General features: G+C 34.7%; 29 protein-coding genes. 16 read left to right on the forward strand and 13 right to left on the reverse strand.

All coding sequences use genetic code 11. The features are described from left to right. Positions 1–37: 37 nt before the first annotated feature. From J3495_RS08120 to J3495_RS08135, 4 genes are all read left to right on the forward strand, one after another. Positions 38–835, forward strand: a complete 798-nt coding sequence (locus tag J3495_RS08120; RefSeq protein ID WP_210666058.1) for a LytR/AlgR family response regulator transcription factor — start codon at positions 38–40, stop codon at positions 833–835. Between the two features lie 175 nt (positions 836–1010). Further along, the gene (locus J3495_RS08125; RefSeq protein ID WP_210666059.1) at positions 1011–1262 is read left to right on the forward strand and encodes a hypothetical protein; all 252 of its coding nucleotides are present in this window, start codon (positions 1011–1013) and stop codon (positions 1260–1262) included. Positions 1263–1361: 99 nt separating this feature from the next. Continuing rightward, positions 1362–3419, forward strand: coding sequence for an ATP-binding protein (locus J3495_RS08130; protein WP_210666060.1), 2058 nt, complete (start codon positions 1362–1364; stop codon positions 3417–3419). Continuing rightward, entirely contained in the window at positions 3409–4110 is a 702-nt protein-coding gene (locus tag J3495_RS08135) for a response regulator (RefSeq protein WP_210666061.1), read from the forward strand. The genes J3495_RS08130 and J3495_RS08135 overlap by 11 nt, the downstream gene beginning before the upstream one ends. Before the next feature lie 50 nt (positions 4111–4160). Here the strand turns inward: J3495_RS08135 and thiL are convergent, their stop codons facing one another. Then, positions 4161–5207, reverse strand: a complete 1047-nt coding sequence (thiL, locus tag J3495_RS08140) for a thiamine-phosphate kinase (protein ID WP_210666062.1) — start codon at positions 5205–5207, stop codon at positions 4161–4163. 139 nt (positions 5208–5346) lie between these two features. Here thiL and J3495_RS08145 point away from each other — a divergent pair, with 139 nt between their 5' ends. After that, entirely contained in the window at positions 5347–6282 is a 936-nt protein-coding gene (locus J3495_RS08145) for a 1-phosphofructokinase family hexose kinase (protein ID WP_236025419.1), read from the forward strand. Between the two features lie 94 nt (positions 6283–6376). Further along, the gene (locus tag J3495_RS08150) at positions 6377–6856 is read left to right on the forward strand and encodes a DinB family protein (protein WP_210666063.1); all 480 of its coding nucleotides are present in this window, start codon (positions 6377–6379) and stop codon (positions 6854–6856) included. A gap of 62 nt (positions 6857–6918) precedes the next feature. Here J3495_RS08150 and J3495_RS08155 read toward each other — a convergent pair whose 3' ends face one another. The 9 genes from J3495_RS08155 to J3495_RS08195 all read right to left on the reverse strand — a co-directional run bounded on the left by J3495_RS08155 (position 6919) and on the right by J3495_RS08195 (position 13748). Beyond that, complete coding sequence (locus tag J3495_RS08155) at positions 6919–7875, reverse strand: helix-turn-helix transcriptional regulator (RefSeq protein WP_210666064.1); 957 nt, start codon at positions 7873–7875, stop codon at positions 6919–6921. A gap of 78 nt (positions 7876–7953) precedes the next feature. Next, positions 7954–8346, reverse strand: a complete 393-nt coding sequence (locus J3495_RS08160) for a VOC family protein (RefSeq protein WP_210666065.1) — start codon at positions 8344–8346, stop codon at positions 7954–7956. Positions 8347–8450: 104 nt separating this feature from the next. Further along, entirely contained in the window at positions 8451–8915 is a 465-nt protein-coding gene (locus J3495_RS08165) for a glycosyl-4,4'-diaponeurosporenoate acyltransferase CrtO family protein (protein WP_210666066.1), read from the reverse strand. A 32-nt stretch (positions 8916–8947) separates the two neighbouring features. Next, entirely contained in the window at positions 8948–9712 is a 765-nt protein-coding gene (locus tag J3495_RS08170; RefSeq protein WP_210666067.1) for a hypothetical protein, read from the reverse strand. Positions 9713–9883: 171 nt separating this feature from the next. After that, the gene (locus J3495_RS08175; RefSeq protein ID WP_210666068.1) at positions 9884–10222 is read right to left on the reverse strand and encodes a hypothetical protein; all 339 of its coding nucleotides are present in this window, start codon (positions 10220–10222) and stop codon (positions 9884–9886) included. A gap of 273 nt (positions 10223–10495) precedes the next feature. Beyond that, positions 10496–10801 carry a type II toxin-antitoxin system RelE/ParE family toxin gene (locus J3495_RS08180; protein ID WP_210666069.1) on the reverse strand — a complete coding sequence of 102 codons (306 nt, stop codon included), beginning with the start codon at positions 10799–10801 and terminating at the stop codon, positions 10496–10498. 3 nt (positions 10802–10804) lie between these two features. Continuing rightward, positions 10805–11026: an addiction module protein gene (locus tag J3495_RS08185; protein ID WP_210666070.1), complete on the reverse strand. Its 222-nt coding sequence runs from the start codon at positions 11024–11026 to the stop codon at positions 10805–10807. 219 nt (positions 11027–11245) lie between these two features. Then, positions 11246–13042, reverse strand: a complete 1797-nt coding sequence (gene lepA, locus J3495_RS08190; RefSeq protein ID WP_210666071.1) for a translation elongation factor 4 — start codon at positions 13040–13042, stop codon at positions 11246–11248. Between the two features lie 166 nt (positions 13043–13208). Continuing rightward, a complete protein-coding gene (locus J3495_RS08195; RefSeq protein ID WP_210666072.1) occupies positions 13209–13748 on the reverse strand; it encodes a CvpA family protein in 540 nt (179 codons plus the stop codon). Between the two features lie 263 nt (positions 13749–14011). Here J3495_RS08195 and J3495_RS08200 point away from each other — a divergent pair, with 263 nt between their 5' ends. The 3 genes from J3495_RS08200 (at position 14012) to J3495_RS08210 (ending at position 16211) form a co-directional block, all read left to right on the forward strand. Next, complete coding sequence (locus J3495_RS08200) at positions 14012–14368, forward strand: hypothetical protein (protein ID WP_210666073.1); 357 nt, start codon at positions 14012–14014, stop codon at positions 14366–14368. A 122-nt stretch (positions 14369–14490) separates the two neighbouring features. Further along, complete coding sequence (gene pheS, locus J3495_RS08205; RefSeq protein WP_210666074.1) at positions 14491–15510, forward strand: phenylalanine--tRNA ligase subunit alpha; 1020 nt, start codon at positions 14491–14493, stop codon at positions 15508–15510. Between the two features lie 293 nt (positions 15511–15803). Further along, positions 15804–16211: a hypothetical protein gene (locus J3495_RS08210; protein WP_210666075.1), complete on the forward strand. Its 408-nt coding sequence runs from the start codon at positions 15804–15806 to the stop codon at positions 16209–16211. A gap of 132 nt (positions 16212–16343) precedes the next feature. On the opposite strand, the gene J3495_RS08215 is transcribed toward J3495_RS08210, so the two are convergent. The 3 genes from J3495_RS08215 to J3495_RS08225 all read right to left on the reverse strand — a co-directional run bounded on the left by J3495_RS08215 (position 16344) and on the right by J3495_RS08225 (position 19698). Next, a complete protein-coding gene (locus J3495_RS08215) occupies positions 16344–17339 on the reverse strand; it encodes an NAD(P)H-dependent glycerol-3-phosphate dehydrogenase (RefSeq protein WP_210666076.1) in 996 nt (331 codons plus the stop codon). A gap of 274 nt (positions 17340–17613) precedes the next feature. After that, on the reverse strand, positions 17614–18771 hold the full coding sequence (locus tag J3495_RS08220) for an iron-containing alcohol dehydrogenase (RefSeq protein ID WP_210666077.1): 1158 nt from the start codon (positions 18769–18771) through the stop codon (positions 17614–17616). A 165-nt stretch (positions 18772–18936) separates the two neighbouring features. After that, positions 18937–19698, reverse strand: a complete 762-nt coding sequence (locus tag J3495_RS08225) for a type 1 glutamine amidotransferase domain-containing protein (protein ID WP_210666078.1) — start codon at positions 19696–19698, stop codon at positions 18937–18939. A gap of 86 nt (positions 19699–19784) precedes the next feature. Here J3495_RS08225 and J3495_RS08230 point away from each other — a divergent pair, with 86 nt between their 5' ends. From J3495_RS08230 to J3495_RS08260, 7 genes are all read left to right on the forward strand, one after another. After that, positions 19785–20690, forward strand: a complete 906-nt coding sequence (locus J3495_RS08230) for a LysR family transcriptional regulator (protein ID WP_210666079.1) — start codon at positions 19785–19787, stop codon at positions 20688–20690. A gap of 32 nt (positions 20691–20722) precedes the next feature. Further along, positions 20723–21415, forward strand: a complete 693-nt coding sequence (locus J3495_RS08235; protein WP_210666080.1) for an NUDIX hydrolase — start codon at positions 20723–20725, stop codon at positions 21413–21415. Between the two features lie 74 nt (positions 21416–21489). Then, positions 21490–22323 (forward strand): ribose-phosphate diphosphokinase, encoded by an 834-nt coding sequence (prs, locus tag J3495_RS08240; RefSeq protein WP_210666081.1) that lies wholly within the window; start codon positions 21490–21492, stop codon positions 22321–22323. Beyond that, positions 22320–22847: an NADAR family protein gene (locus J3495_RS08245; RefSeq protein WP_210666082.1), complete on the forward strand. Its 528-nt coding sequence runs from the start codon at positions 22320–22322 to the stop codon at positions 22845–22847. Before prs ends, J3495_RS08245 begins: the two co-directional genes overlap by 4 nt. A 39-nt stretch (positions 22848–22886) precedes the next feature. Further along, a complete protein-coding gene (locus J3495_RS08250) occupies positions 22887–23726 on the forward strand; it encodes an ADP-ribosylglycohydrolase family protein (RefSeq protein WP_210666083.1) in 840 nt (279 codons plus the stop codon). Between the two features lie 11 nt (positions 23727–23737). After that, on the forward strand, positions 23738–24469 hold the full coding sequence (locus J3495_RS08255) for a metallophosphoesterase family protein (protein WP_210666084.1): 732 nt from the start codon (positions 23738–23740) through the stop codon (positions 24467–24469). Positions 24470–24492: 23 nt separating this feature from the next. Further along, complete coding sequence (locus J3495_RS08260) at positions 24493–25962, forward strand: nicotinate phosphoribosyltransferase (RefSeq protein WP_210666085.1); 1470 nt, start codon at positions 24493–24495, stop codon at positions 25960–25962. The last annotated feature ends 151 nt before the right edge of the window (positions 25963–26113 follow it).

The raw sequence follows: 26113 nt of genomic DNA on the forward strand, positions 1-26113 counted from the left end.
AGTCTACTGTAAACCGTAAATCAATACGCCAATAAACTTGAAAAAGTATTCGTACATAATCGTAGACGAGAGTGCTGAAAGTATCTTAAAAACCAAATCGCTTTTGGATGGTTTTGCAGAGTTTAGCTATTTGGCTGCGGGCGAGAATTATCGGGACGGCCTTAGTTTGGTTTTAGAACATCAGCCGGAACTTATTTTTCTCGAAATTGATCCCGAAAATGCTGAAACTCACTTATCGTTTTCTTTTATCAACGAATTGCATCGTTTTTTAATTCATATCCCTAAAATAATTATAATAACTTCTAAAAAAGACAAGGCTTTTGAAGCTATTCAATATCAGGTTTTTGATTATATTCTAAAGCCTTTAGGCAGGGTAGATGTGATGAAAACCATTTTGAAACTGCATAAAATTGCCTTTGAAGCATATCCGATGCAATTGAGTCTTGAGCCCGCTTTGATGACATCACCAGTTGTCAAAAGAGAAAAACAATTGATAATTTGTGTAAAATCGTATGGAGATTATCGTTATCTGAGAGCAGCCGATATTTGCTATTTTCAGGCCGATAATAACTCTACCGATATTTATATGAATTCGGGCGAAATGATTACTGCATTCAAGACACTTAAACATTTTGAGGCTATTTTGTCAAGTCCTTTTGTTAGAATACATAACAGCTATATTATCAACATCAATTATATCGCCAGAATACATAACGGAAACTCAGTCTGTTATATCAAAAATTCGCCTAAAAAAATTCCTTTCTCTAAAACATATAAGTCTAATGTTGATCTTATTATTACAGAATTTTCAAAAGGAAATTATATTGAGGTCTAAAAATTAAATATTTACACGTTTTTAACACTCATTCACTATCATTTGGGGGTATTTTACCACAAATGCTAATTTTTGTGCAAGAAAATCTCGATTTAGGTTTTAGTTTTACATCAGAGAATTAGCGCTAAGCTACTCATTTAAAAAGATTTATAAAACTAAAATAAAACCTCAAATCATGAAAAAAACAGCCTTAACAATCGGATTATTTTCTTTAGTAATGGTATTAACTTCTTTTGCTTCACCAGAGGTAGTTACAAGTACAACCCCAATCATGGATGCTGGTATTAACGAAGGATATACAGTAGTAACTAGAAAACTTGATGTAGAGAAAGTGGGGTCAAAAAGCACAGAAGTTGCACTAAAATCGTTAATAGCTATTGAAGACAATGGAGGCGGTTCTACAGGCGGCGGAAGAAAATTAGATTAAAAAAATATACCTCAAAATAGTAAAGGTTGTCAATTTTTTGACAGCCTTTTTTTTTGTGTTCATAGTTTTAGTATTTTTGATTAAACTCAAACGCTGCAATTGAAAAATAAGTACCAAATACTATTGTTTTTATTTTTTATTTTATGGGCTTGTTCCAAAAAAAATAATTCGAATGAAAAGATAACTTCTCCCGAAGATAGCCTCTCCACGTATCTTTCTTTGGCCAACGATATTAATTTGCCTCTCGAGTTTAAGCATAAATACAATCAGAAAGCTTTTAATGTTATCATCAGTCAGGATAATGATTCTTTAAATAGAGTAAATCTTTTTAAAGTAGCCAATCGCTATTATAATATGAGCGATTGGAAAGCCTACAAAGACATCACAGAGATCGTTTTGGAGCGGTCTATTAGCAGCAAAGATTCTGCAAATATGGCCAAAGCCTACACGTATCTCGGCGATTATTACGGTTCACGGTCTGTTGCAGATAGTGCGTTTCTACACTATTTTAGAGCAGAAAAACTTTATTTAAGGATTGGAGATCATTATAATCTGGCCAAAGCTTTTATGAGCAAAGCGAGTTTGCAATATAACGAAGGCATTTTTTTTGAAAGTGAAATAGCCGTTTTTAAGGCTCTAAGCAACTTAAAAGGATTAAAAAATGTAAACGATCAGTTGTATGAATGTTATAATCTTTTGGGGCTTTTGTACAATGAAAGAGAGGAATATGATAAGGCTTTAGAGTTTCAGAATAAAGCTTTGGAGGTGTTGCAAGATAAGTCGATACCATCAGAATTACAGTTAAGGGCAACTTCATACAACAATATAGGTTTTGTATATTTTAGTAAACGAAATTACAGGCGAGCTAAGTTTTTCTTTGAAAAAGGTTTGGCAGAAAATAATCTGTTTAAAGAAAAAACTATTTTGTACGCAATTCTACTGGATAATATTGCTTATTGTAATTTCAAATTGAATGAAGATAAAGATTTACCGGAACAATTTTTTACTGCTTTAAAAATTAGGGATAGTTTGGGATTAAAGGCGGGAATAATTTCGAGTAAAATTCATTTGTCTGAATATTTTTCTTCTAAGAAAGATACTTTAAGAGCCATACAATATAGCAAGCAGGCACTTTTAATGTCAAGAAATTCAAATAGATTGCGCAATACTCTTGAGGCGCTCAAGCAACTTGCTATTGTTGATCCCGAAAATGCTTCGGCCTATTCTAAGGAATACATCAAACTCAATGAACAAATGCTCAAAGCCGAGCGCGTCATTGGGGAAAAATTCTCTCGTATTGAATACGAAACCAATGAAATTAAAAGCGAAAATTCAAATCTGGAAGTTCAAAACAGAACATTGGTTTATGTTTTTAGTTTTTGTACGCTAATTGGACTGTTTTTTTACATTTATAAAACACAACAAGCCAAAAACCGAGAACTTATTTTTAAACAACAGCAGCAAATAGCCAATGAAGATATCTATAATTTGATGATCTCTCAGCAAAAAGAGATTGAGGCTACTAGAATTAGAGAAAAGAAAAAGGTCGCACAGGAATTACACGACGGTGTTCTGGGCAGAATGTTCGGAATTAGGATAAGCCTGGATAGTCTCAATAAAATAGACGAAGAGCTTGCTGCGCCTAAAAGAAAAAAATATTTGGCAGAGTTAAAAAATATAGAACAGGATATTAGAGAAATTTCTCACGACTTAAGTAGGGAAAAGTCAGAATTAATTAATAACTTTATTCTTATTTTGACAAAACTCTTTGAAGACCAAAGAAATACGTATAATTCGGAGTTGATAATATCGATGGATTCTCATATCAATTGGGATTTGGTGAGTAATACAATAAAAATCAATTTATACCGTATTATTCAGGAGGCTTTACAGAATTGTAATAAGTATGCAAATGCAACAACAATTTCAATCGAATTTAAAAGCGAGATTAATCATTTGGTGCTTTCAATTTCTGATGATGGAGTTGGGTTTAACCCTAAAAAAGCAAAAAAAGGGATAGGCTTGCAAAACATTTTTTATCGAACCGAGGAATGTTTGGGAGTTGTAAGCATCAATTCTAGTAAAAACGAAGGAACCTTGATTACGATTAAGATTCCTATAGATCAAAAAATTAACCTACAAACAAATGATAGCTGAACTAAACCCACCGTCCATTTCGCAATTAATCCAGCGAAATATCCTAATAGTAGACGACCATCCGTTTATTATCGAAGGATACAAAAATGCGATTACCCGCTACAAACCAAAAGGGTATGAGTTTTTTATTTGGCAAGCCAACGATTGTAAGTCTGCTTATGATCTTTTGGAAGATTCGAAAACGCCTCAGTTTGATATTGCTTTTCTTGACATAAGTATGCCCGCTTATGATGAAAAAGAAATATTTTCCGGCGAAGATTTGGCAAAATTAATTCTTAAGAAAATGCCCGACTGTAAGATTATTTTGCTCACTATGTATACAGAATTACTCAAAATCAAGACGATTATCAGAACCATTAACCCCAGTGGACTCATTATCAAAAATGACTTGACTTTTGACGAGCTTCTTTTTGCATTTGATAAAATAATGAAAGGAAACAGGTATTATAGCCAATCTGTTGTAAAAATGCTCAATCAGTCGCCTCATAATTCGATCGAAATTGATCAGTTTGATAAACAAATATTATTTCATTTATCAAAAGGAACTCAAACCGAAGAAATGCCGCAATACATTCCGATTTCTTTGAATGCAATTGAACGCAGAAAAATTAATTTGAAAGAATTACTAAAAATCAAAACCGGAGAAGATGTCGATCTGGTGAAAGAAGCCAAAAGTAAAGGACTTTTTTAAATAAAAAACGACATCTTATCTGATGTCGTTTTTTGTTTCAGGCATTTTTTTTATTCGCTTAAAGCGTCCCATCCTCTTGCTTTTAGCGGAATTTGAGTATTGGCTCTCGTGACCAAATTGATTCCTTCGCTTTCGTGAGCCATGTGACCAATAACCGAGAAATTTGGATTTCCTTTTATTTTATCAAAATCATTGATATCTATAGTAAACAGCAATTCGTAATCTTCTCCACCATTGATGGCAACGGTAGTACTATCAATATTAAATTCTTCGCAAGTCGAAATAAATTGCGGATCCAGAGGCAATTTGTCTTCGTATAAATTGCAACCCACATTAGATTGTTTGCATAAATGAATGATTTCTGAAGACAATCCGTCTGAAATATCAATCATAGACGTTGGTTTTATTTCGAGTGCGTGCAACAAAGTGCGTACATCTTTTCGGGCTTCCGGTTTTAACTGACGTTCAATTAGATATGTGTAAAGATCTAAATCGGGCTGACTGTTTGGATTGACTTGAAAAACTTGTTTTTCGCGTTCTAAAACCTGTAATCCCATGTAGGCAGCACCAATATCGCCTGTAACAACCAAAAGATCGGTTGCTTTGGCGCCGTTTCTGTAAACTAGCTCGTCTTCGCTGGCTTCTCCAATAGCGGTAATGCTAATAATCAATCCTTTTTGCGATGAGGTCGTGTCGCCACCAACAACATCTACTTTATATTCGTTTGCAGCGTGCGTAATGCCTTCAAAAAGTTCTTCTAGGGCTTCTAGAGGGAAACGATTAGAAACGGCAACAGAAACCGTTATTTGCGTTGCTTTGGCATTCATGGCACAAATGTCAGAGATGTTAACCACCACTGCTTTGTAACCTAAATGTTTTAAGGGCATATAAGCCAAGTCAAAATGTACGCCTTCGATCAATAAATCGGTAGAAACGACTACTTTTTTATCTTTAAAATCTAGAACAGCAGCATCATCGCCAATGCTTTTTAGTGTCGATGCCTGTTTTACATCAAAGTTTTTGGTCAAATGTTCAATAAGGCCAAACTCGCCTAATTGTGCTATACTGGTACGTTGTGGGTTTTTATCTTCAATCATTTTTCTAAATCCAAATGGTTTTTATCAGACAAAGGTACAAAGTTGTAAAGGTTTTTGTCTAATTTTAAAAGAAATCCCTTTGCATTCTTGGTTTAGGATTTGATTTTTTCGCATCTTTAAAGTTGAATTAAAATAGTATATGATGAAAAACTTTGATATTGTTACCCTTACGGTGAATCCTTCTATTGATAAAAGCACTCATTTTTCGGGATTGATTGCCGAACAAAAAATAAGATGCCAAACGCCTCTGTTTGATGCTGGCGGTGGCGGAATAAATGTTTCGAAAGCTATTTCCCGCTTGGGCGGAAGTTCGTTGGCTGTATTCACTTCTGGCGGAGCGGTGGGCGAAATGTTGCAAGATTTAGTATCCAAAGAAAATATTGAGTTTGAAAGCATAACAACAAAATCTGCAACACGCGAAAATTTTATTGCCGTAGATGATCATACCAATTCGCAATACCGTTTTGGATTTACAGGAGGGAGTTTGTCGGAAACTGAAAGTAAAGCGGTTTTGGACACAATTTCGAATCTAAAACCAAAGTTTTTAGTTGCCAGCGGAAGTCTGAATGAAGGTTTGGGAGATGATTTTTATCAAAAAGTAGCACAAATTGCCCAAGCGTCGCATTCAAAATTAATAATAGATACTTCTGGAGCAGCATTGCAGAAAGTGCTTGAAGTGGGTGCGTACCTCATTAAACCCAATGTGGGAGAGCTGGCTAAACTTATTGGAGTGGAAAGACTGGAAATGGAGGAAGTAAACGAAGCCGCACAAAAAATTATTGCCAAAGGCGGTGCCGAAATTGTAGTGGTTTCGCTCGGGCCTCAAGGCGCAGTGCTGGTTACTAAAGAGGTTTATGAATATGTACCTGCGCCCAATGTGGCTAAAAAAAGTACGGTTGGCGCTGGTGATAGTATGGTAGGCGGAATGGTGTGGGCATTGTCTCAGAATAAAAACCTGAAAGAAGTGATTCGCTGGGGAGTGGCCTGTGGTTCTGCCGCAACAATGAACGAAGGGACTCAATTGTTTAAAGAAAATGATGCCAAACGTTTGTTTGAATGGTTGAAAAATAAATAATAGAAATAGTAATAAAAAATATTTTTACTGCTGACAAACTGTTGTCACCAACCCTCAATAATTTTGGAGTATTAAAATATAAAACTTTAAAATCATGAAAACATTAGCAGCGCAAGTAATTACTTCAGAAGATTTGTTGAAACATTGGCAAGGTCATCGCAACCTTACCCGTCGTTTAATTGAATTGTTTCCTGAGAAAGATTTTTTTGAATTTTCGATAGGAGGTATGAGACCTTTCTCTCAGTTGGTTGATGAACTTCTGGCAATTGCCGGTCCGGGTCTAAAAGCAATTGTAAGCCGTGAAGTGCAACCGTATACGGAAAGTCCTGAAAAATTAATTTTTAAAGCGCAATATCTTCAAAAATGGGACGAAGCAACAGCTCAAATCAATGAGTTGTGGGAAAAATTGAGCATCGAAGATTTTAATGAAACGTTTAATCTTTTTGGGCAGTATGAATTTCCGGTTATCCAGAACATTCTTTACTTTATTGATAATGAAGTGCATCATCGTGGGCAAGCTTATGTGTACCTGAGAGCTTTAGGTATTGAACCTCCTTTTTTCTGGGAGAGATAAATTGTTGCCGTTTTGCATTCTAAAAAAACACCTAAAGAGATAGCTTTTTCTTTAGGTGTTTTTTATTGTAATTTATTTTTAATTTTCTCCAATAATTCCAATACTTTTTCTTTTAAACTTTCGGGTTCTACGATGGTAGCATAATCGCCAAACATGAGGATCCAGCGAGGAAAGCCTTCTTCTATGCTGCTTGACATAAAAGTCATTTCGATCTCTTCGCCTACTTCTTTTTCTGAAACATAACCGTGGTATTTTTGCTCGTAACGCAGGTAATTGATAATTTTTTTTGAGACTAAAATCCGAACTTTTATGGTGGGAAGGGTTTGGTCTTTGTTGAGGTAGGTCTCGAGCGAGTCGTGTTCTAGAGTAAAGTCATGTTCTGTTTTCTGAATGCCCTGAATGCGGTCTGTGCGAAACTGTCTATATTCTTTACGCAAATGGCAAAAGCCAAAAAAGTACCAATTGTTGTGATCGTGAAAAACACCAACGGGTTCTATGTTTCTGTTGGTAGCAGTTTCGGATTCGAGGGTTTTGTACGAAAGGAGGATTTGCTTTTTTTCGGCAATGCTTTCGAACAAAACGGCCAATGTATTGGGAGAACGATCATTGAACATGGGTTCTGAGGCTTGCATGACAATTTTAGACTCGATGTTGGTCAGCCAATCTTTGTCGGTGCTGCGCAAAACCGATTTTAGTTTGTACATCGCCGAGACGTGATGATTGCCCAAGGCGGTGTCTGTAAATTTTTGCATGAGTTTTTCGGCAGCAATAAAACTGCTTACTTCTTCTCGGGTAAACATGACGGGTGGTAATCTGTAGCCTTCCATCAAGGCATAACCCACTCCGGCTTCGCTATAAATCGGGACACCTGAGGCTTCAAGAGTTCGGATGTCGCGGTAGATGGTTCTTAAACTTACTTCAAAACGATCGGCCAATTCCTGTGCTTTTACAATTTTTTTGGATTGTAATTGAATCAGGATGGCGACAATTCGGTCAAATCGTTTTGGGGTTTCGTCCATTTTTTTCTTTTGAAGATTTTTTCTAAGGTGCAAAGGTTCAAAGATACAAAGGTTTTTGCTTTTACGTCTTTAATATTCTTAGCCCATAGGCGTGCATATTTCGATCAAAAAACCATCAAGGTCTCTTATGTAAGCCACTACTTGTCCCCAAGGTTTTGTTTTTGGGTCTTCTAGAATTGTTGCGCCTGCTTTTACTGCCAATTCTACAGTTGCTTCGACATTGTCTGTTGTAAAACCAATTTCGATTCCGAATGGTTTGTTTGCCAAACTGCTTTGGGTAAAACCGTCTTTTAAATTTGAACTTGCCAACGTTACCGAAGCAAACGAAAGTGTTGTTTCACCCACTAAAAGTTCGCCATAACTGTTGTCTGGAGTGATGAATTTCTTTGCAAAGCCGAAAGCTTTTTCGTAAAAGGAAATTGTTTTCTCAACGTCTTGTACATAAAGTATGGTGTAAGCAAATTTTATCATTATTTCTATGTTTTAGTTTTTGATTTGTGTTTTTAGCTCTTCGAATATTTTCTGAATTTAAATTATAAATGTTTCATAAAAGCATTTTAGCTGCCATATTGCTGTTAGCTCAATCTTTTTAGTAATTGGTCTATCCGTCTTTTGTTCTCTTGTTGCAATAATGATGGATATAAATTCATAGCAATATTTACCAACATAATTGTCCAACCAAATAAGAATTGGGAATTGAAAAGTTTTACCAATGCAAAAATAGTTACAAAAAGAAACCCGATTAAATGGTCGATTTCTGAGATGGTCATTTCGTTCCGTAGTTTGTAGAGGTCGGTTTTTTCGATTTTCTTTTTAAGTTTAAGTTTTTGATTGAAGAATTTAAAAAACGTGTTTGTTACAATCCATTTAAAAAGTCCGATTCCGATAATTTTGTTGTGTTTTTCGCTTTTAATAAAATTTAGATTTGATAGTTTTTTTTCGTAAAAAGCAGTCTTTCTCAAAATGGCATTGATTGTCATGCCTACTATCCAAGAGATAATGGCTATTGAAATGCTAAATGTCAGATACTTATACACCATCTTTTTTTGTTTATGTTAGCTCTTGTGTCTTGTTATTTAAGAATTCGTATATGTTTCAATTTCCTGCCATTGAATAATTCTATTTCTAGCTCTAATTTATTAAATTTTTCTAATGAGGCATTGAAATTTTCGGGTAACCAAAAAGAATAATATTTATTAGAAATACTCCAACCCGAATCTAAACCTCTATTGTCATATTTTCCTTTGTATGCATCCCCAGCTATTGAATTATACAACTTGATAAAATCGTCTATATTTTTTATGATATGATTTCTATTCTTTGTTATATCACTTTTAGTAAGGTTTCCTCCGAGATGTTTTCTTTTTAGGTTTTCAATTAATTTACCATTTTTAGGTTGGTAACATTCACAACTAAAATCATTTACATTAAATCGTCCTTGAATGTATTTTTCAAAACCGTTGAGCATTTGAGATTCTTCAATGTTAAATAGTTTGTCTGTAACGTCTATTTGTTTTTTAATGTTTTTAAAAATTATTTTTATTTTCTTGATTCTTTCTTTAGTTCCATCTACACCTGGCTCAAAAGCACAACAATTACTTCCTTTCCGAGGATTGTCATAAATTACGTCAAGTTTAAATATTATTCCAATTTTTCTATTTTTTTTTATTGAGTCAGTGACATTAAATAGTGAACAAGGTATATCATTTATTTTTTCATTATAAATCATCGCTATATTGACATCATTAAGTGAAAACGTGTCTTTTTTTTCATTTTCTATCTTTTGCGAACATGAAGCGAATAAAAAGACGAATATGATATATAGGGTGATTTTCATTTTTTTTATGCGATTTTGTTTATAATAAGGTATTACGTTCTGGTATTATAGCGGGTTTGGGACTAGATTAAGCCATATTCTCGAATTTGCCAAATCATCGCAAATACAAAATCAACTTCCCATCAAGCCAAATGCCAAAATCCGTTGTAGCATCTGTTGGCAGATCGGCGGTTATTCAGATTTCTCTTTTGTAATTTCCAATTTCATTAATTCTTTTTCGTCGAATTCAAAACTTTGGTTATTCCCATCTGTTCTTTTGATATTTACAATTATGTTGTTAGGAATTCTGTGATTATTTATTAAATGTTTTTTATATAAATAAGCAATATTTTTAGAGTTGAATGTTAGATTTGTTGAGTTTTCTTTTAAAGAATCACAATTAGTAATGTCAATTATGTAATCTTTTTTTTCATTACGATGTCCAACTTTCTTAGGTCTTGTATCTATTTTTTCAGGATAATATATTTTTTCCAATTTCTTGTATAAATGTGTCATCCAAATCCTCGCCATTGTCAACAACATCTTTTTTTCCTTGACAAGAAAATGCAGCAATCAATATTAAATATAGTATAAATTTTTTCATAGTTTCTTTTTAAGTGTTCCCGTAAACTGTCTGACACTTCTTAATTCCTGAAAAAACTTTCGCTTATCTATACCATAATCAGGTTTAAACACAAAGTCTTTCTCGAGCATTTGTTTCTCAAATATATTTATTTTTCCTTACAAATGAGCTATAGTTTCTAGCAAACAAAAAACCCAACAACTTTCGTCATTGGGTTCTTATTATTTATTTCGATTCTTCCAGATTTCAGGACTTCTTGAAGTATGGAAGATAGCAAAAACGTTTACTACTTTAAGTTCGTCATCAATTGTGTAATGAATTAGAAACGGAAATTTTTCAATCTTTCGGCATCTTATTTCATCATATTTTATTGAGAACAAATATGGATTTTTCTTTAAAGAATTAATCTGTTTTTTGGTTTGATTTTTATAACGCAACCCCAAACCTTTCGATTGCATTTCGTACCATTCAGAAGTATTTTGAATGTCATTGAAAGCATCAATGTCTATTTTTATAGAGTAATTCAAAAATTACAGCTTTTTAGAAACTTCATCCCAGTCTAAAAGCCTTTCAGGATTGGTTTTGGCTTTTGCCTTTCTTTCTAAAACTATTTCCTGGTGCTCAATCGGAATTTCAATGTTATCATTCCAGATCGCATCATTGATTTTCAACCGGTCTTTAGGAGACAATTGTTTAACCGCTTCAACCAATTGGTTTACACTGAGATTTATATTTAATTTTATAGTTTCCATAATAACAAAGTTAATGAAAAAATGATTTACGCTTTAAATTTTCTAAAGGATTGGAATAATCTGTTACTAAAAAGAATTTTTGTTGCTCTGTTGTAAAATTTACTGCTGTTATTGTGCTTAAAAACATTTTCTTTTTAAACTTAAACAAAAAACCCAACAACTTTCGTTATCGGGTTAAATCTATATTCTTTGTTCTTTATTCTATTTTCTAAAACAAATCTAGTCGTTAAGTTTCAAAACAGCCATAAAAGCTTCTTGCGGAATCTCAACGTTTCCTACCTGTCTCATACGTTTTTTACCTTTTTTCTGTTTTTCAAGCAATTTACGCTTACGCGAAATATCTCCTCCGTAACATTTTGCGGTAACGTCTTTACGAAGTGCTTTGATGGTTTCGCGAGCGATAATTTTGGCTCCAATTGCAGCTTGAATCGGAATATCAAATTGTTGTCTCGGAATCAATTCGCGTAATTTCTCGGTCATTTTTTTACCGATATTATACGCATTGTCTTCGTGTATCAAAGCAGAAAGCGCATCTACGGTTTGTGCATTCAGTAAGACATCTAGTTTTACTAATTTTGAAGTTCGCATTCCGATAGGAGAATAATCAAAAGAAGCATACCCTTTAGAAACTGTTTTCAAACGATCGTAAAAATCGAATACAATTTCGGCCAAAGGCATATCAAAATTCAATTCGACACGCTCTGTTGTCAAATACGTCTGATTGGTGATTAACCCACGTTTTTCGATACACAAACTCATTACGTTTCCTACGAAATCGGCTTTTGTAATGATAGTTGCTTTGATATAAGGCTCTTCGACTCGGTCTAAACGCGAAGGTTCAGGCAAGTCTGAAGGGTTGTTGACTACAAAAGGGGTTTCGGGATCTTTTTTGGTGTATGCCAAATACGAAACGTTGGGTACGGTGGTGATTACCGTCATGTCGAATTCGCGCTCTAAACGTTCCTGGATGATTTCCATGTGGAGCATTCCTAAGAATCCGCAACGGAAACCAAATCCTAAAGCGGCAGAACTTTCTGGAGTAAAAACCAACGAAGCATCATTTAGTTGCAGTTTTTCCATAGAAGAACGCAAATCTTCGTAATCTTCGGTGTCAACAGGGTAAATTCCGGCAAAAACCATTGGTTTTACATCCTCAAAACCCGTAATCATATTGGTGGTTGGTGTTTTGGCATCGGTTAGCGTATCGCCCACTTTAACCTCTTTGGCTTCTTTAATTCCGGAAATCAAATACCCAACATCGCCTGCAGAAATTACATTTTTAGGAACCTGATTTAGTTTTAGTGTTCCGATTTCGTCAGCAAAATATTCATTGCCAGTGGCCATGAATTTAATTTTTTGACCTTTTTTGATCTGTCCGTTTTTGACACGGAAGATAACTTCAATACCACGAAACGGATTGTAATGCGAGTCGAAAATCAAAGCTTGTAATGGCTCATCAACATTTCCTGACGGAGGTGGGATTTTTTCGATAATGGCAGCCAGAATATTTTCTACACCAAAACCTGTTTTTCCCGAAGCATGAATGATGTCTTCTAATTTACATCCGAGCAAATCGATAATATCGTCGCTCACTTCTTCCGGATTGGCACTTGGTAAATCTACTTTATTCAAAACCGGAATAATTTCCAGATCATTTTCTAAAGCCAAATATAAATTTGAAATCGTTTGTGCCTGAATGCTTTGTGCTGCATCTACGATCAAAAGTGCGCCTTCGCAAGCGGCAATCGAACGAGAAACTTCGTATGAAAAGTCAACGTGACCGGGAGTGTCAATTAAATTCAGAATATATTCTTCTCCTTTATAAGTATATTCCATTTGTATAGCGTGACTTTTTATGGTAATTCCACGCTCACGCTCCAGATCCATGTTGTCCAGCAATTGCGCTTTCTCTTCACGAGCGGTAACGGTTTGTGTGGCCCCAAGTAATCGGTCTGCAAGTGTACTTTTACCGTGGTCAATGTGTGCAATAATGCAAAAGTTACGTATCTTCTTCATTTTAATATATCAATTCTCTAAACGAGTTTTAGTAATTTTTGGGTATGAACCTGCGCTAGAGCAATTGCTTTAGAGCGTGTTATTAAGGAGCAAAGATAGCGCAAAGTTTTGGATTCTGGAATGAAGATGAATTATAGTTGATTGGGACGATTGTAAATTCTAAAAATTAGGCTTTTTTTGAATCTTCAACAGGCTTTTCTTCGTGCTTTTTCTTCAATGTTTCGTACCATTTTTCTATGGATGGATACACAAATGCCGCGACTTTTTTGATCGGATTGTAAAAAATAGAGCGATCCAGCGTTTCTTTTTTGGCAAAAGTGTTATTGAAATTTACTTTTTCGAATAAAGCAATAATAATACTTAAAATCAAGATGGTTTTTAAAACTCTAAAAAAGCCACCACCCAGATTGTTGAGCCACCCAAGCTGAGCAAAATCGGCAATTCCGGTTAAGAATTTGGCCAATAAATAAACCGCAACTACAACGAGTATAAAAACCAAAAAGAACGCCACGACCTGAATGGTGCCGGGATTCCAGGAAACATGTTTGATGAGGAAGTCTTTCATAAACGATGAAAACTTTATCGCCAAATAAATTCCTAATAACAAAGAAACAAAAGAAGCAATTTCTATAAAAAGACCATTTTTAATGCCTTTGTACAAACTAAAAGCCAAAAGTGCTCCCAAAAAGATATCCAAAAAACTCATAGACGGTGTTGGTTTAATCAGGATGCAAATATAAAAGAATTATGTTAAGGCACAGAGATTCAGAGAAGCAAAGGTTCAGAGGTTTGAAAACTTTTTAGATAAATTTAATTGTTTTTTCTATGTGTTTAATTTTTTAAGATGTTTGGATTTGAACTCCGTATCTTTGCAAATCTTATTTTAGAGTTCAGAATGAAGATTTCTGCTTATGAAGCATCTCAAAGCGACAATCTAAAATCTAAACTCTTACATTATAAATTAAAATCATGTCTAGAGATATACAACTCAAAGAGCGCTGGGAAAGCCTCGTTACCATACTGTCTAATCAATTCTCGCAAGGAGAAGATTTAGATCTGGATGCTATTATTTACCTTATCGGAGTGCAGGAACTCGGAAAAGTGCATCGCGAATTTAAAAAAGACGAAAAATTAAACCTCATGCACATTGCAATTTGCCGTTTATTAGAACCTTACGGTTATTACGAATTTGAGTTTTTTGACGAAGAAGGATGGCCGCATTATAAAGCAAAAGAAGAATTGCCACCACTAAAAGCAGGCGAACAAACTGTCCTGATGAAAGAAGCCATCGTTAATTATTTTTTAGAAAGACAACTAATAGATTAAATGGCAGAAGGCAGATTTTAGATTTTAGATAGAAATTTTTAGGAGATTGTAAAAATAGTTCTTACATCTCACCTCTAACGTTTCACTTTTTTCGCTAAATTTGCACCTTCAAAGAAAGACCGATGATAGAGAAGATCAAACAACATATAGAGGAAGCTAAAGCATTTAATGATAAAAACAAAGAATCTTTAGAGCAGTTCCGCATCAAATATTTAGGAAGTAAAGGTTTGTTGAAAGAGCTTTTTACTGAGTTCAAAAATATTCCTAACGACCAGAAAAAAGACTTCGGGCAAGTGATCAATACTTTAAAGGCTGTTGCCGAAGAAAAAGTAAGGGTAATTCAGGAAGAACTGGAAAGCAAAGAAGAAGTAAAAGGCGTTTTTGGCGATTTGAGTCGTGCGCCAGAACCCGTAATTATTGGTTCTCGTCACCCGATTTCGATAGTTAAAAATCAAATTATTGATATTTTTGCCAATATTGGTTTTAATGTTTCCGAAGGTCCGGAAATCGAGGACGACTGGCATAATTTCACCGCTTTAAACTTGCCAGAATACCATCCGGCGCGTGATATGCAGGATACGTTTTTTATACAAACCAATCCAGACGTGTTGTTGCGTACGCATACATCATCTGTTCAGGTGCGTTACATGGAGAACAATAAACCGCCTATCCGTACCATTTCTCCGGGCCGTGTGTTCCGTAACGAAGCGATTTCTTCACGTTCGCATTGTATTTTCCATCAAGTGGAAGGATTGTATATTGACAAAGACGTGTCTTTTGCCGATTTAAAACAAACCCTGCTTTATTTTACCAAAGAAATGTTCGGGAAATCAAAGATTCGTTTGCGCCCGTCTTACTTTCCGTTTACAGAACCAAGTGCCGAAATTGATATTTATTGGGGCCTAAAAACCGAAACCGATTACCGTATTACCAAAGGAACGGGCTGGTTGGAAATTGGAGGTTGCGGAATGGTTGATCCTAACGTACTTAAAAATTGCGACATCAATCCCGATGAATTCAATGGTTTTGCTTTCGGAATGGGAGTAGAGCGAATCGCGATGTTGCTGTATCAAATTGGTGATATTCGTATGTTTTACGAGAACGACGTTCGTTTCTTAGAGCAATTCAAAGCCAATATATAATTTAAGTCGAAAGTCAAAAGTCGAAAGTCTCAACTAGTAGACTTTCGACTTTTAATTTCAGAGCTATTTTTCTGAAATCAAAAATCAAATTATACTATTTTAAGTTTTAAGGAGCTATTTCCAGCTGTCATTCCAATCTTTTTTTGGCTAAGAAAAATAGCCCAAAAAAGGATTTTCCCTTCCATCTGGGCTATGGCTCTCCGTTACAAATGATATTTTAAATAACTTAATGACGTTTTAGTTGCAGCTTAAAATCTGAAATCAAAAATCGTTATTCGACAATCAAAAATCAAATGAAAAAAGATATAACAATCCCAGAAGTAGAAAACGTATTTCTAGCCGCAGTGCAGGAATGGAGCGATGATTTTATGGAGAAAGTATGGTTTGCTTACCTCGTAAACGATAGCGATTTTAATCTGGAGAGCGTCATGGTGGTTTCAAAAGCATTTGGAACTATCGATGGCGAAATGAAGAAAACATCAGTATTACGTCATGCTTTTGTTGAGGTTCCAGCGGTTTCGGTAGTAAAAATCGAAATGATAGAAAAAAGCCTTTTGGTTTTAAACAACGAATTTATGGTGACTTTCTTCATCGGAAACACTTTGTACGATAAGAAATTTATTTTTAAGTCTAACTTAATCAACGAAACCAATACAGAAGAAGTACCGATTCTCTTTGTTGAAGGTGTGATGGTGAAGTAGGTTTTTTGAGTAAAGAATATAGAGTAAAGAAAAAGAGTCAAGGACAGTTTTTATTGTCTTGACCCTTTTTTTATGTTTTAGACACAAAGTCTTTTTTCTATATTCTTTACTCTATATTCTGTTTTCTAAAACTTAATCCAACGATTCGGTTAGTTTCTTAAAAACGGATTTAGCATCTTTTCCTTCATACAAAATGGCATATACGGCATCGATTATCGGAGTTTTGGCGCCATAGCCCTGATTGAGTTTATAAGCGCTTTTAGTGGCGTAATAGCCTTCAGCAACCATGCTCATCTCCATCATGGCACTTTTTACAGTATAGCCTTTACCAATCATGTTTCCGAACATCCTGTTTCTTGAAAACACAGAATAACCTGTAACCAATAAATCGCCTAAATAAGCCGAATCATTGATGTTACGTTTCATTTTATGTACTTTTCTGATGAATTTCTTCATCTCGCGAATACCATTACTCATCATTACCGATTGAAAATTATCGCCATAACCCAATCCATGTGCAATTCCGGCCGCAATAGCATAAATGTTTTTAAGCATCGCTGCATATTCTGTTCCGATAATATCATCAGAAATTTTGGCTTTGATATAGTTTCCGGACAAATATTTAGCAACATTTTTTGCTTTATCAGGATCACCGCACGCAATAGTCAGGTAAGACAGTCTTTCTAAAGCAACTTCTTCGGCGTGACAAGGACCCGTAATAACCCCAATATTGTAATACGGAATGTCGTATTGTATATGAAAATGTTCGCCAACGATTAAACTCGTTTCAGGAACAATTCCTTTTATAGCCGAAAAAATAATTTTATCAGCCAAAGAAACTGTTAGTTTCTCGAGTTCGCCATTTAAAAAAGCAGACGGAATCGCAAAAATAATATAATCTGCGTACGCTACGGCTTCGTTTATATTGTTGGTGAGTTTAAGTTTGTTGGTGTCAAATTCTACCGAACTTAAATAATTTGGGTTGTGTTTGTATTTCTGAATGTGCTCTATAGCAGCATCGTTGCGCATATACCACGAAATTTCGGGCAGATTCACACAAAGCATTTTTACAATTGCCGTCGCCCAACTACCTCCTCCGATTACTGCAAATTTTAAATTTTGGCTCATTATTTTAATAATTTAAAACAAAAGTACTTAATAATGTAGTAATAATACAAAATGTAATGTGCGAAATTTCAAAAAAAAAGTCAAAATAAAACAGATTGTAAATGTGGTTTGAAGACTAAGAAATAATTTAATAAAAAGACAATTGTTGTAGTTTAAGTATTTGTAAATTAATGTTTTAATTGTTTTAACAACTACTGAGTATTTGTTGTGTTCAAAAAAAAGGCGTTCCTAAATGTTTTAAGAACGCCTTTTTTATTATAATTAAATGAAGTTTCTAATAACTCATCTCTACGATCGATTTTACTTTTTCTAAAGTAATCAATTGTTTTTCGCCCAAACCTTTCCAGTCTCTTTCGTTAAAACGATTGACAATAAAGTCGGCTGTTTTCTCGTATTCGTTGGTGTATTGAGAAAGTTTGGTGTCCATTCCCATCGTGTGGAAAAAAGCAACCGTTTTGTTAATAGCTTCCTGAGCCACTTGGTCATCAGAACCTGTAAGATTAAAAATTCTTCTTCCGTATTGTGCCAGTTTTTCCTTTTTGGTTTCAAACATCACACGGTATAAATTTGGACCAATAATAGCCAAAGTTCTGGCGTGATCGATGCCGTATAAAGCCGTTAATTCATGACCAATCATGTGTGTCGCCCAGTCTGAAGGAACTCCTTTCTGAATCAAGCCGTTTAGTGCCATTGTACAACTCCACATAAAATTAGAAGCCAACGCATAATCCGTTGGGTTTTCTACCACTTTTGGGCCTACTTCTATTAGGGTTTGCAAAATACCTTCGGCAATGCGGTCTTGTAAATAACCTTCGTGCGGATACGTTAAATATTGCTCCATTACATGCGTGTAAGCATCTACAACACCATTTTGCAATTGTCTTTTTGGTAAAGAAGCAATAACAGTTGGGTCGCAAATAGAGAATTTAGGAAACATTGCGCTGCCGCCAAAAGCCAATTTTTCTTGTGTTGCCTGAATGGTTACGACTGCTCCGGAATTCATCTCGCTCCCTGTTGCTGGCAAAGTCAAGACGGTTCCGAAAGGCACTGCATTTTCTTTAATGAGAATGCGTTTTTGCAAAATATCAATCGGATTGCCATCAAAATTAACGGCAGCCGAAATAAATTTCACTCCATCAATAACAGAGCCACCGCCTACAGCCAGAATAAAATCGATTTTTTCGACTCTGATAATTTCAACAGCTTTCATTAAAGTTTCAAAATGTGGGTTCGGCTCTATTCCGCCAAATTCTACAATGTCAAAACCTTTTAGATTTTGGATGACTTGCTCGTGAATTCCGTTTTTAAAAATACTTCCACCGCCATACGCCAATAATATTTTGGTATCTTTTGGCACTAAAGTAGATAGCTTTTCTATTTGTCCCTTTCCGAAGATTAAATTCGTCGGATTGTATAATTCAAAGTTTAGCATTTTTTTTTAAGTTTCTGAGATACTAAGTTGCTAAGGTTCTAAGTTTTAATCCTGGCAACTCGATATCTTTTTTATTAATATTTTATTTGATACTAAGTCGCTAAGTTTTTTTAAGATATTCAAATCTTAGCAACTTAGCGACTAGGCAACTTAGAACCTTTTTATTTATTTTAATTGTTCTAATAATTTACCAGCTACCAATTTAGACGAAGCTGGATTTTGTCCTGTAATTAGCAATCCGTCCTCAACAGCATAAGGTTGCCAATTACCCACTTTTGAGAATTTTGCTCCGTTTTGAGTCAACGCATCTTCTAATAAAAACGGAACCACTTTTGTTAATCCAACTGCTTCCTCTTCTTCATTTGTAAAGCCCGTAACTTTTTTGTTTTTTACTAAAAACTCTCCGTTTACTTTTACATTTTTTAAAACTGCTGGCGCATGACATACAAAAGCAACAGGTTTTTTATGATTGTAAAAAGCTTCAATCAAAGCGATAGAATTTTTATCTTCTACTAAGTCCCATAACGGACCGTGACCACCTGGATAAAAAACAGCATCATAATCTTTTTGGTCAATTGTAGAAAGTTTGTGCGTGTTTTTTAATTTTTCCTGTAATGTTGTATCGGCATCAAAACGTTTTGTGTCTTCGGTTGCAGATGCCGGATCGGCACTTTTAGGGTCGATTGGTGGCTGGCCTCCAAGTGGCGATGCAATAGTTATTTCGACTCCTTTATCTAATAGTTCATAATAAGGTGCAGCAAATTCTTCTGACCAAAATCCTGTTTTTTCTCCCGTGTTGCCTAGTTTATCATTACTAGTAACAACAAATAATACTTTTTTCATCTCTTTTTTATTTAATTTTTGAGCCATAACTGAAACGTTTCCAGCTATCAATGTCATAATTGCGATTAAGCCTATTTTCTTCATTAGTGAATAATTTTTTACAAATTTACGACTAAAGTGATATTAGTAAAAATAAAATAAACTATGTTTGTTATAAATATATCTATATCATGGTAAATCTGGAATGGTACAGAACTTTTAAGTCTGTCTACAAAAATGGAAATTTTTCGGTGGCTTCTAAAGAATTGTTTATGAGTCAGCCTGCTGTTAGCCAGCAAATTGCGATGTTAGAAGCGCATGTTGGTTATAAATTGTTTAACCGAAAATCGAAAGGTGTCGAACCCACGGAATACGCTAAGTTACTCAATAATTTGATCATTGACGCACTTGATCGATTAGAAAACGTTGAAAGTGGGTTTAGGGCAAAAGCAGAGGATTCTGTTCGATTGATTTCGGTCGGCATCTCCAAGGATTTATTCAATAGTTGTGGAAGTATCTTAATTTCTAAATTCGATTTTATCGATTTTACCTTTGCAGAAGATGATGCTCTTTTTGCGCTCGTTGATGCTAAAAAACTCGATTTTGCCATCGTAACCAAAAGATTTGATACGTTTGATACAATGTATGAAATTGTCGGAAAAATTAAATTGGTAATGGTAGCGCCAACAAGTTTAGACATAACAGATTTTCGTCAGAAACTAAAATCAGATAATTTATCTGAGACAGAACAATGGCTGAATGAACAAAAATGGTACAGCCACGACGCGAGAATTCCGTACGTAAAATTATTTTGGTTGCATGCTTTTAATAAAAAAAGGCCATCAATGGTGCCCAATTATATTATTCCGTTTGAATCTGAAATGCTCGAAATGCTTTCTAAAAATACAGGGATTGCAGTAACATGGAACTGCAATGCAAGGAAATATATCAAGGAAAATAAATTGCAATTGGTCTGGAATAGTTTTCACGTTCCTGAGGAGTTTGTTTATTTATTAACCGCTAAAAACAATAATCTGAACTCATTTTATGAGAGTATTGGAAAAGAATTAAAATTGTTTTTAGGTAATAGAATGTAACTCGAGGCAAATTTTTTAATGAGTAGGATAGTATGGAAAATTTTCAAAATATAAGAGTTGCCGTAGATGCTATTGTTTTTGGGTATAAAAACAACAGTTTGTACGTGCTTTTAATAGAACAAAAATTTGGATCTGCCGATAAATATTGGGCGTTGCCTGGTGGTTTGGTGCGACAGGATGAATCATTAAAAGAGGCTGTAATTCGCGAGTTGCATGAAGAAACAAACGTACATCTAACTTTTATGGAACAGCTTTATACTTTTGGCGATGATATTTACAGAGATTCCAGAAATAGGGTTATTTCAGTAGCTTATTTTGCTTTAGTTGATGCTTCAAATTTGGAGATAAAAGCAGATACAGATGCCGACAAGGTGCAATGGTGCAAAATAAACGAGATTCCAACTTTAGCATTTGATCATAATTTAATTATTGAAAAAGGCATCGAAAGATTAAAAGCAAAACTGACTTATGAGCCGATTGGTTTTGATTTGCTTCCGCAGGAATTTTTGTTTTCAGATCTTGAAAATTTATATTGTACGATTTTAGAAAAAGAAATTGACCGCAGAAATTTTAGAAAAAAAATACTTAGTTACGGTTTTTTAGAACAAACAGATCATTTTTCGCCAGTAAAAAGTGGTAGGCCCGCTAAATTATTTCGATTTAATAAATTGAAATACAACGTTTTATTAGATAAAGGTTTTCACTTTGAAATAAAGTTTGCGTAATTTTTACACAAAATAAATTGTAGAACAAAAATATTAATCTATATTTGCGTAATATTAACGCAAACTAAAAAACTATGATACTTAATTTAGACCCAAAATTCACTCCATTTCTTAATCAAGAAGAAATCAAATTTCAAAGTTTTACCTTTTCTGGGGGAGAACCACACATTAAAATCGATCCTAATTTTGATGTTAGTCAAAAAGTAACCATCACGCACCGATTAAATTCATTCAACGATTTGGGTTTGTTGTGTATTACTGTTGATGCCTTACGCAGAATGGATGTTCAAGTAATTGACTTGTTTATTCCTTATTTTCCAGCTGCAAGACAGGATCGTGTGATGATAAAAGGAGAATCGTTGTCTGTAAAAGTGTATGCAGATATTATCAATGCTTTACAACTTAATAAAGTTTTTGTTTTTGATGCACACTCTGAAGTTACTCCAGCTTTGGTCAACAATTGCGAAGTGATTCCGAATCATACTTTCATAAAAGAAGTTTTAAAAGTAATTGGCGAAAACGTAAAATTGATTTCTCCTGACGGCGGTGCTCTCAAAAAAATATATAAAGTTTCTGAGTTTTTGGGCGGAGTTGAGGTCGTAGAATGCAGTAAAAGCCGTGATGTAAAAACGGGTAGATTGTCTGGTTTCAAGGTTTATGAAGACGATCTAAACGGAATGGATTGTTTGATTGTTGATGATATTTGTGATGGTGGTGGAACTTTTGTTGGCTTAGCCGAAGAATTAAAAAAGAAAAATGCGGGTAAATTATATTTGGCCGTAAGCCACGGAATTTTCAATAAAGGTTTTGAAGTTCTCAATTGTTTCGATAAAATCTTCACCACCAATTCTGTTAAAGATTTTGAGGATGAAAAAGTACTTCAAATAGCATTGAATGAGTTGGTATGAAATACACGATCCAAAATATAGTATCAGAAAGTAAATTTTTATTTTTCTGGGGACATCAGCCTAGCAAAGACGGAACCATAACCAAAACTTGTTTTAGCCAATGGTGGTTGAGCTCTTTTGAAGTTGATAAAATAATTTACAAAACAGCAGAACATTGGATGATGGCCAAAAAAGCCGAGTTGTTTAAAGACAATGAAGTTTTAGAAAAAATCATTAAAGCTAATTCTCCCGCCGAGGCGAAAAAGTTAGGTCGAGAAGTTAAACATTACGATGATAAACTTTGGTTAGAAAATAGATTTGAAATTGTAAAACAAGGAAATTATCATAAGTTCAGTCAGCATGAGGCTTTAAAAGCATTTTTAATCAATACAAAAGATAGAGTTTTAGTAGAGGCAAGCCCCGTTGACCCAATTTGGGGAATCGGAATGGCGAGCGATCATAAAGATGTTTTGAATCCCAAAAAATGGAAAGGTCTTAATCTTTTGGGTTTTGCTTTGATGGAAGTTAGGGATGAATTGAGGTAAAAGACAAAATTAAATTATTAATAATCAAAAACGATAATTATGATACTAGAAGCAGCAATAGGCGATGCATATGGTGCAGGTTTTGAATTTCGAGATTTAGATTTTATTTCTCAAAACAACAATTTGACACAATATCATAAGCACGGTCTTTATACTGAAATCTATAAACGATATACAGATGATACCCAAATGGCAATAGCTATTACAGAATTGTTATTAGAAGAGGAAAATTGGAACGAAATTAAAGTTTCAGATAAGTTTGTCGAAGTATTTCACAGAGACAAAAGACGAGGGTATTCAGACAGAGTTTACAATGCTTTGGATGCGAGTAAAAATGGATCTGATTTTATCAAAATAATAGATAATGGCAGTAACGGAAATGGTTCTGCAATGCGCGCATATGGTATTGGTTATTTAAAAAACATAGATCAACTACTGGAGTTTTGTGAAATTCAGGCAAAAACCTCTCATCATACAACAGAAGGAATTAGTTGTGCGAAACGTATCGCTTTGGCTGTTCATTATTTTAAATATAATTTAGGTGATGGATCTAATTTGATTGCTTTTTTGAATGAAACTTTAAAAGAAAATGAAACGTATAGAATCACTTCGCCAATTGACATGCATGGATATCCCACAACTCAAGCTGTTATAAAAATTGTTTCAGAAGCTACTTCTATGAACGATTGCCTGAAAACAAGTATCGGTTATGGTGGTGATACAGATACTGTGGCAGCTTTATGTATGGCGATTTTAAGTCATAAAGAAAATTGTGATAAAGTGCTGCCTTCGTTTTTGTATGAAGAATTAGAAAATGATACATTCGGGAAAGACTTTTTGATTAAATTGGATTTGGCGTTATTGAATAAGTTTAAATAATTGGCGATATCATGAAACGAACATTAGTCTTTGGCGATATTCACGGCGGTTTAAAAGCTTTAATTCAATTACTTGAAAAAGTAGAGGTTAAAGAAAACGATAGACTTATTTTTCTTGGAGATTATGTTGATGGCTGGAGTGAGTCAGCGCAAGTAATTGATTTTCTCATTCATTTGGCTCAAAAGCAAGAATGCATTTTTATAAGAGGAAATCATGACGTTTGGTGTCACGAATGGCTAAAGAACGGCGTTGTAAATGACATCTGGTTCTTACATGGAGGAAAATCTACCATAGAAAGTTATCAGAACATTAATTCGGTAGTTAAAGAGAGGCATTTTGATTTTTTTGAAAATATGAAAGATTATTTTGTAGATGAACATAATAATTTGTTTATTCACGCTGGTTTTTCATCTATGCATGGTCCAGAAAAAGAACATTATGCAAGCAATTTTTCGTGGGACAGAACGCTTTGGGAAATGGCTTTGACGATGGATAGGAGAATCCAAAAAGATTCACTTTCTTATCCTAAAAGATTGTTGCTTTATAATGAAATTTACATCGGTCACACGCCAACACTTCATTATAATATTGAGATTCCAATGCAAGGCTGTAATGTTTGGAATATTGATACCGGAGCAGGTTTTTACGGAAAATTAACTTGTCTTGATATTGAAACAAAAGCATTTTGGCAAAGCGATGTTGTACAGACATTTTATCCAAGTGAAAAAGGAAGAAATAAATAATTAAAAAAATATAAATTAAATACATGAACCCACTACTATTAACAGACGGTTACAAAGTTGACCACAGAAGACAATACCCGAACCAAACGACTTTAGTATATTCTAACTGGACACCTAGAAAATCAAGAATAGAAGGTCTTGATGAGGTGGTGTTTTTTGGATTGCAATATTTCATTAAAAAATATATCATTCATGATTTTGATACTCATTTCTTCAAGCAGCCAAAAGAAGAAGTGGTTAAAAAATACGCACGAAGAATTAATAATTATTTGGGTGAAAATCAGGTTGGCACCCAACATATCGAAGATTTACACGATTTAGGATACATTCCGATGGTGTTTAAAGCGTTGCCAGAAGGCGCAAGCGTTCCGCTTAGAGTACCTATGTTTACGATGTACAATACGATTCCGGAGTTTTTCTGGTTGACGAATTATTTCGAAACCTTACTTTCTGCGGTAATTTGGCTGCCTTGTAATTCGGCTACAATTGCTAGAGAATATAGAAAAGTATTAGACAAATATGCTGCTGAAACGTCATCGGTACCTGATTTTGTCAATTGGCAAGGACATGATTTCTCGATGAGAGGAATGGGCGGAATCGAAGCGGCAGTAACTTCTGCGGCGGGACATTTACTTAGTTTTACAGGATCGGATACGATTCCGGCAATTGATTTTTTTGAAGAATATTACAACGCAAACTCTGATACCGAATTAATCGCAGGTTCAGTAGCCGCAACAGAACATTCTGTAATGTGCATGGGTACTACCGAAGGAGAATATGAAACTTTCAAGAGATTAATCACCGAAGTATATCCAAAAGGAATTGTATCTATAGTTTCAGACACCTGGGATTTATGGAAAGTGTTAACAGATTATCTGCCGCGTTTAAAAGAGGCTATCGTTGCCAGAGAAGGAAAAGTTGTCATCAGACCCGACAGTGGCGATCCTGTGGATATTATTTGTGGAAATCCAAACGGAAAGACGGAAGAAGAAAAACAAGGCGTTATAGAGCTGCTTTGGAATGTTTTTGGAGGTGAAATTAATGCAAAGGGATATAAAGAGCTTGTGCCTCAAATTGGAGCCATTTACGGCGATAGTATTACGGTCGCACGTGCCACTCAAATTTGTGAGCGTCTAAAAGCAAAAGGTTTTGCTTCTACGAATGTGGTTTTAGGAATTGGTTCGTTTACCTATCAGTACAATACTCGAGATACCTTTGGTTTTGCCATGAAAGCAACTTACGGTGAAGTAGATGGTGAAGGAAGGGCTATTTTTAAAGATCCCATTACAGACGATGGTACAAAAAAATCTGCAAAAGGCCTTATGCAGATCAATCTAGTTGATGGCATTTATCAATTAAAAGATAATGTGACTTGGGAAGAAGAAAAACTAGGAGAATTGAAGGAAGTTTTTAGAGACGGAAAACTTCTGGTTAATGAATCTCTCAGCGATATACGATCACGAGTAAAATCTCAGATTAGCGTTACGCTATAAAACATAAAAAGCCTGAATTTTAAAAGAGGGCACTGAAAAAGTCTTTTCAAAATTCTTTTTCAAGAATAATTATTAATTAAAAGGAGTAGAAGCTAAAAGTTTTCTGCTCCTTTTTTTGTATCTTTTACGTGTAATCATAAGACTTTTTAGA

The sequence above is a fragment of the Flavobacterium geliluteum genome (assembly GCF_017948595.1).
Lineage (GTDB): Bacteria > Bacteroidota > Bacteroidia > Flavobacteriales > Flavobacteriaceae > Flavobacterium > Flavobacterium flavipigmentatum.

What these genes read in the sequence shown, in the direction of transcription:
- J3495_RS08125 (WP_210666059.1), top strand. Translation starts at nt 1,011, where the DNA reads ATGAAAAAAACAGCCTTAACAATCGGATTATTTTCTTTAGTAATGGTA.
- J3495_RS08135 (WP_210666061.1), top strand. Translation starts at nt 3,409, where the DNA reads ATGATAGCTGAACTAAACCCACCGTCCATTTCGCAATTAATCCAGCGA.
- thiL (WP_210666062.1), bottom strand. Translation starts at nt 5,207, where the DNA reads ATGATTGAAGATAAAAACCCACAACGTACCAGTATAGCACAATTAGGC.
- J3495_RS08145 (WP_236025419.1), top strand. Translation starts at nt 5,347, where the DNA reads ATGATGAAAAACTTTGATATTGTTACCCTTACGGTGAATCCTTCTATT.
- J3495_RS08150 (WP_210666063.1), top strand. Translation starts at nt 6,377, where the DNA reads ATGAAAACATTAGCAGCGCAAGTAATTACTTCAGAAGATTTGTTGAAA.
- J3495_RS08155 (WP_210666064.1), bottom strand. Translation starts at nt 7,875, where the DNA reads ATGGACGAAACCCCAAAACGATTTGACCGAATTGTCGCCATCCTGATT.
- J3495_RS08160 (WP_210666065.1), bottom strand. Translation starts at nt 8,346, where the DNA reads ATGATAAAATTTGCTTACACCATACTTTATGTACAAGACGTTGAGAAA.
- J3495_RS08165 (WP_210666066.1), bottom strand. Translation starts at nt 8,915, where the DNA reads ATGGTGTATAAGTATCTGACATTTAGCATTTCAATAGCCATTATCTCT.
- J3495_RS08170 (WP_210666067.1), bottom strand. Translation starts at nt 9,712, where the DNA reads ATGAAAATCACCCTATATATCATATTCGTCTTTTTATTCGCTTCATGT.
- J3495_RS08175 (WP_210666068.1), bottom strand. Translation starts at nt 10,222, where the DNA reads ATGGCGAGGATTTGGATGACACATTTATACAAGAAATTGGAAAAAATA.
- J3495_RS08185 (WP_210666070.1), bottom strand. Translation starts at nt 11,026, where the DNA reads ATGGAAACTATAAAATTAAATATAAATCTCAGTGTAAACCAATTGGTT.
- lepA (WP_210666071.1), bottom strand. Translation starts at nt 13,042, where the DNA reads ATGAAGAAGATACGTAACTTTTGCATTATTGCACACATTGACCACGGT.
- J3495_RS08195 (WP_210666072.1), bottom strand. Translation starts at nt 13,748, where the DNA reads ATGAGTTTTTTGGATATCTTTTTGGGAGCACTTTTGGCTTTTAGTTTG.
- J3495_RS08200 (WP_210666073.1), top strand. Translation starts at nt 14,012, where the DNA reads ATGTCTAGAGATATACAACTCAAAGAGCGCTGGGAAAGCCTCGTTACC.
- pheS (WP_210666074.1), top strand. Translation starts at nt 14,491, where the DNA reads ATGATAGAGAAGATCAAACAACATATAGAGGAAGCTAAAGCATTTAAT.
- J3495_RS08210 (WP_210666075.1), top strand. Translation starts at nt 15,804, where the DNA reads ATGAAAAAAGATATAACAATCCCAGAAGTAGAAAACGTATTTCTAGCC.
- J3495_RS08215 (WP_210666076.1), bottom strand. Translation starts at nt 17,339, where the DNA reads ATGAGCCAAAATTTAAAATTTGCAGTAATCGGAGGAGGTAGTTGGGCG.
- J3495_RS08220 (WP_210666077.1), bottom strand. Translation starts at nt 18,771, where the DNA reads ATGCTAAACTTTGAATTATACAATCCGACGAATTTAATCTTCGGAAAG.
- J3495_RS08225 (WP_210666078.1), bottom strand. Translation starts at nt 19,698, where the DNA reads ATGAAGAAAATAGGCTTAATCGCAATTATGACATTGATAGCTGGAAAC.
- J3495_RS08230 (WP_210666079.1), top strand. Translation starts at nt 19,785, where the DNA reads ATGGTAAATCTGGAATGGTACAGAACTTTTAAGTCTGTCTACAAAAAT.
- J3495_RS08235 (WP_210666080.1), top strand. Translation starts at nt 20,723, where the DNA reads ATGGAAAATTTTCAAAATATAAGAGTTGCCGTAGATGCTATTGTTTTT.
- prs (WP_210666081.1), top strand. Translation starts at nt 21,490, where the DNA reads ATGATACTTAATTTAGACCCAAAATTCACTCCATTTCTTAATCAAGAA.
- J3495_RS08245 (WP_210666082.1), top strand. Translation starts at nt 22,320, where the DNA reads ATGAAATACACGATCCAAAATATAGTATCAGAAAGTAAATTTTTATTT.
- J3495_RS08250 (WP_210666083.1), top strand. Translation starts at nt 22,887, where the DNA reads ATGATACTAGAAGCAGCAATAGGCGATGCATATGGTGCAGGTTTTGAA.
- J3495_RS08255 (WP_210666084.1), top strand. Translation starts at nt 23,738, where the DNA reads ATGAAACGAACATTAGTCTTTGGCGATATTCACGGCGGTTTAAAAGCT.
- J3495_RS08260 (WP_210666085.1), top strand. Translation starts at nt 24,493, where the DNA reads ATGAACCCACTACTATTAACAGACGGTTACAAAGTTGACCACAGAAGA.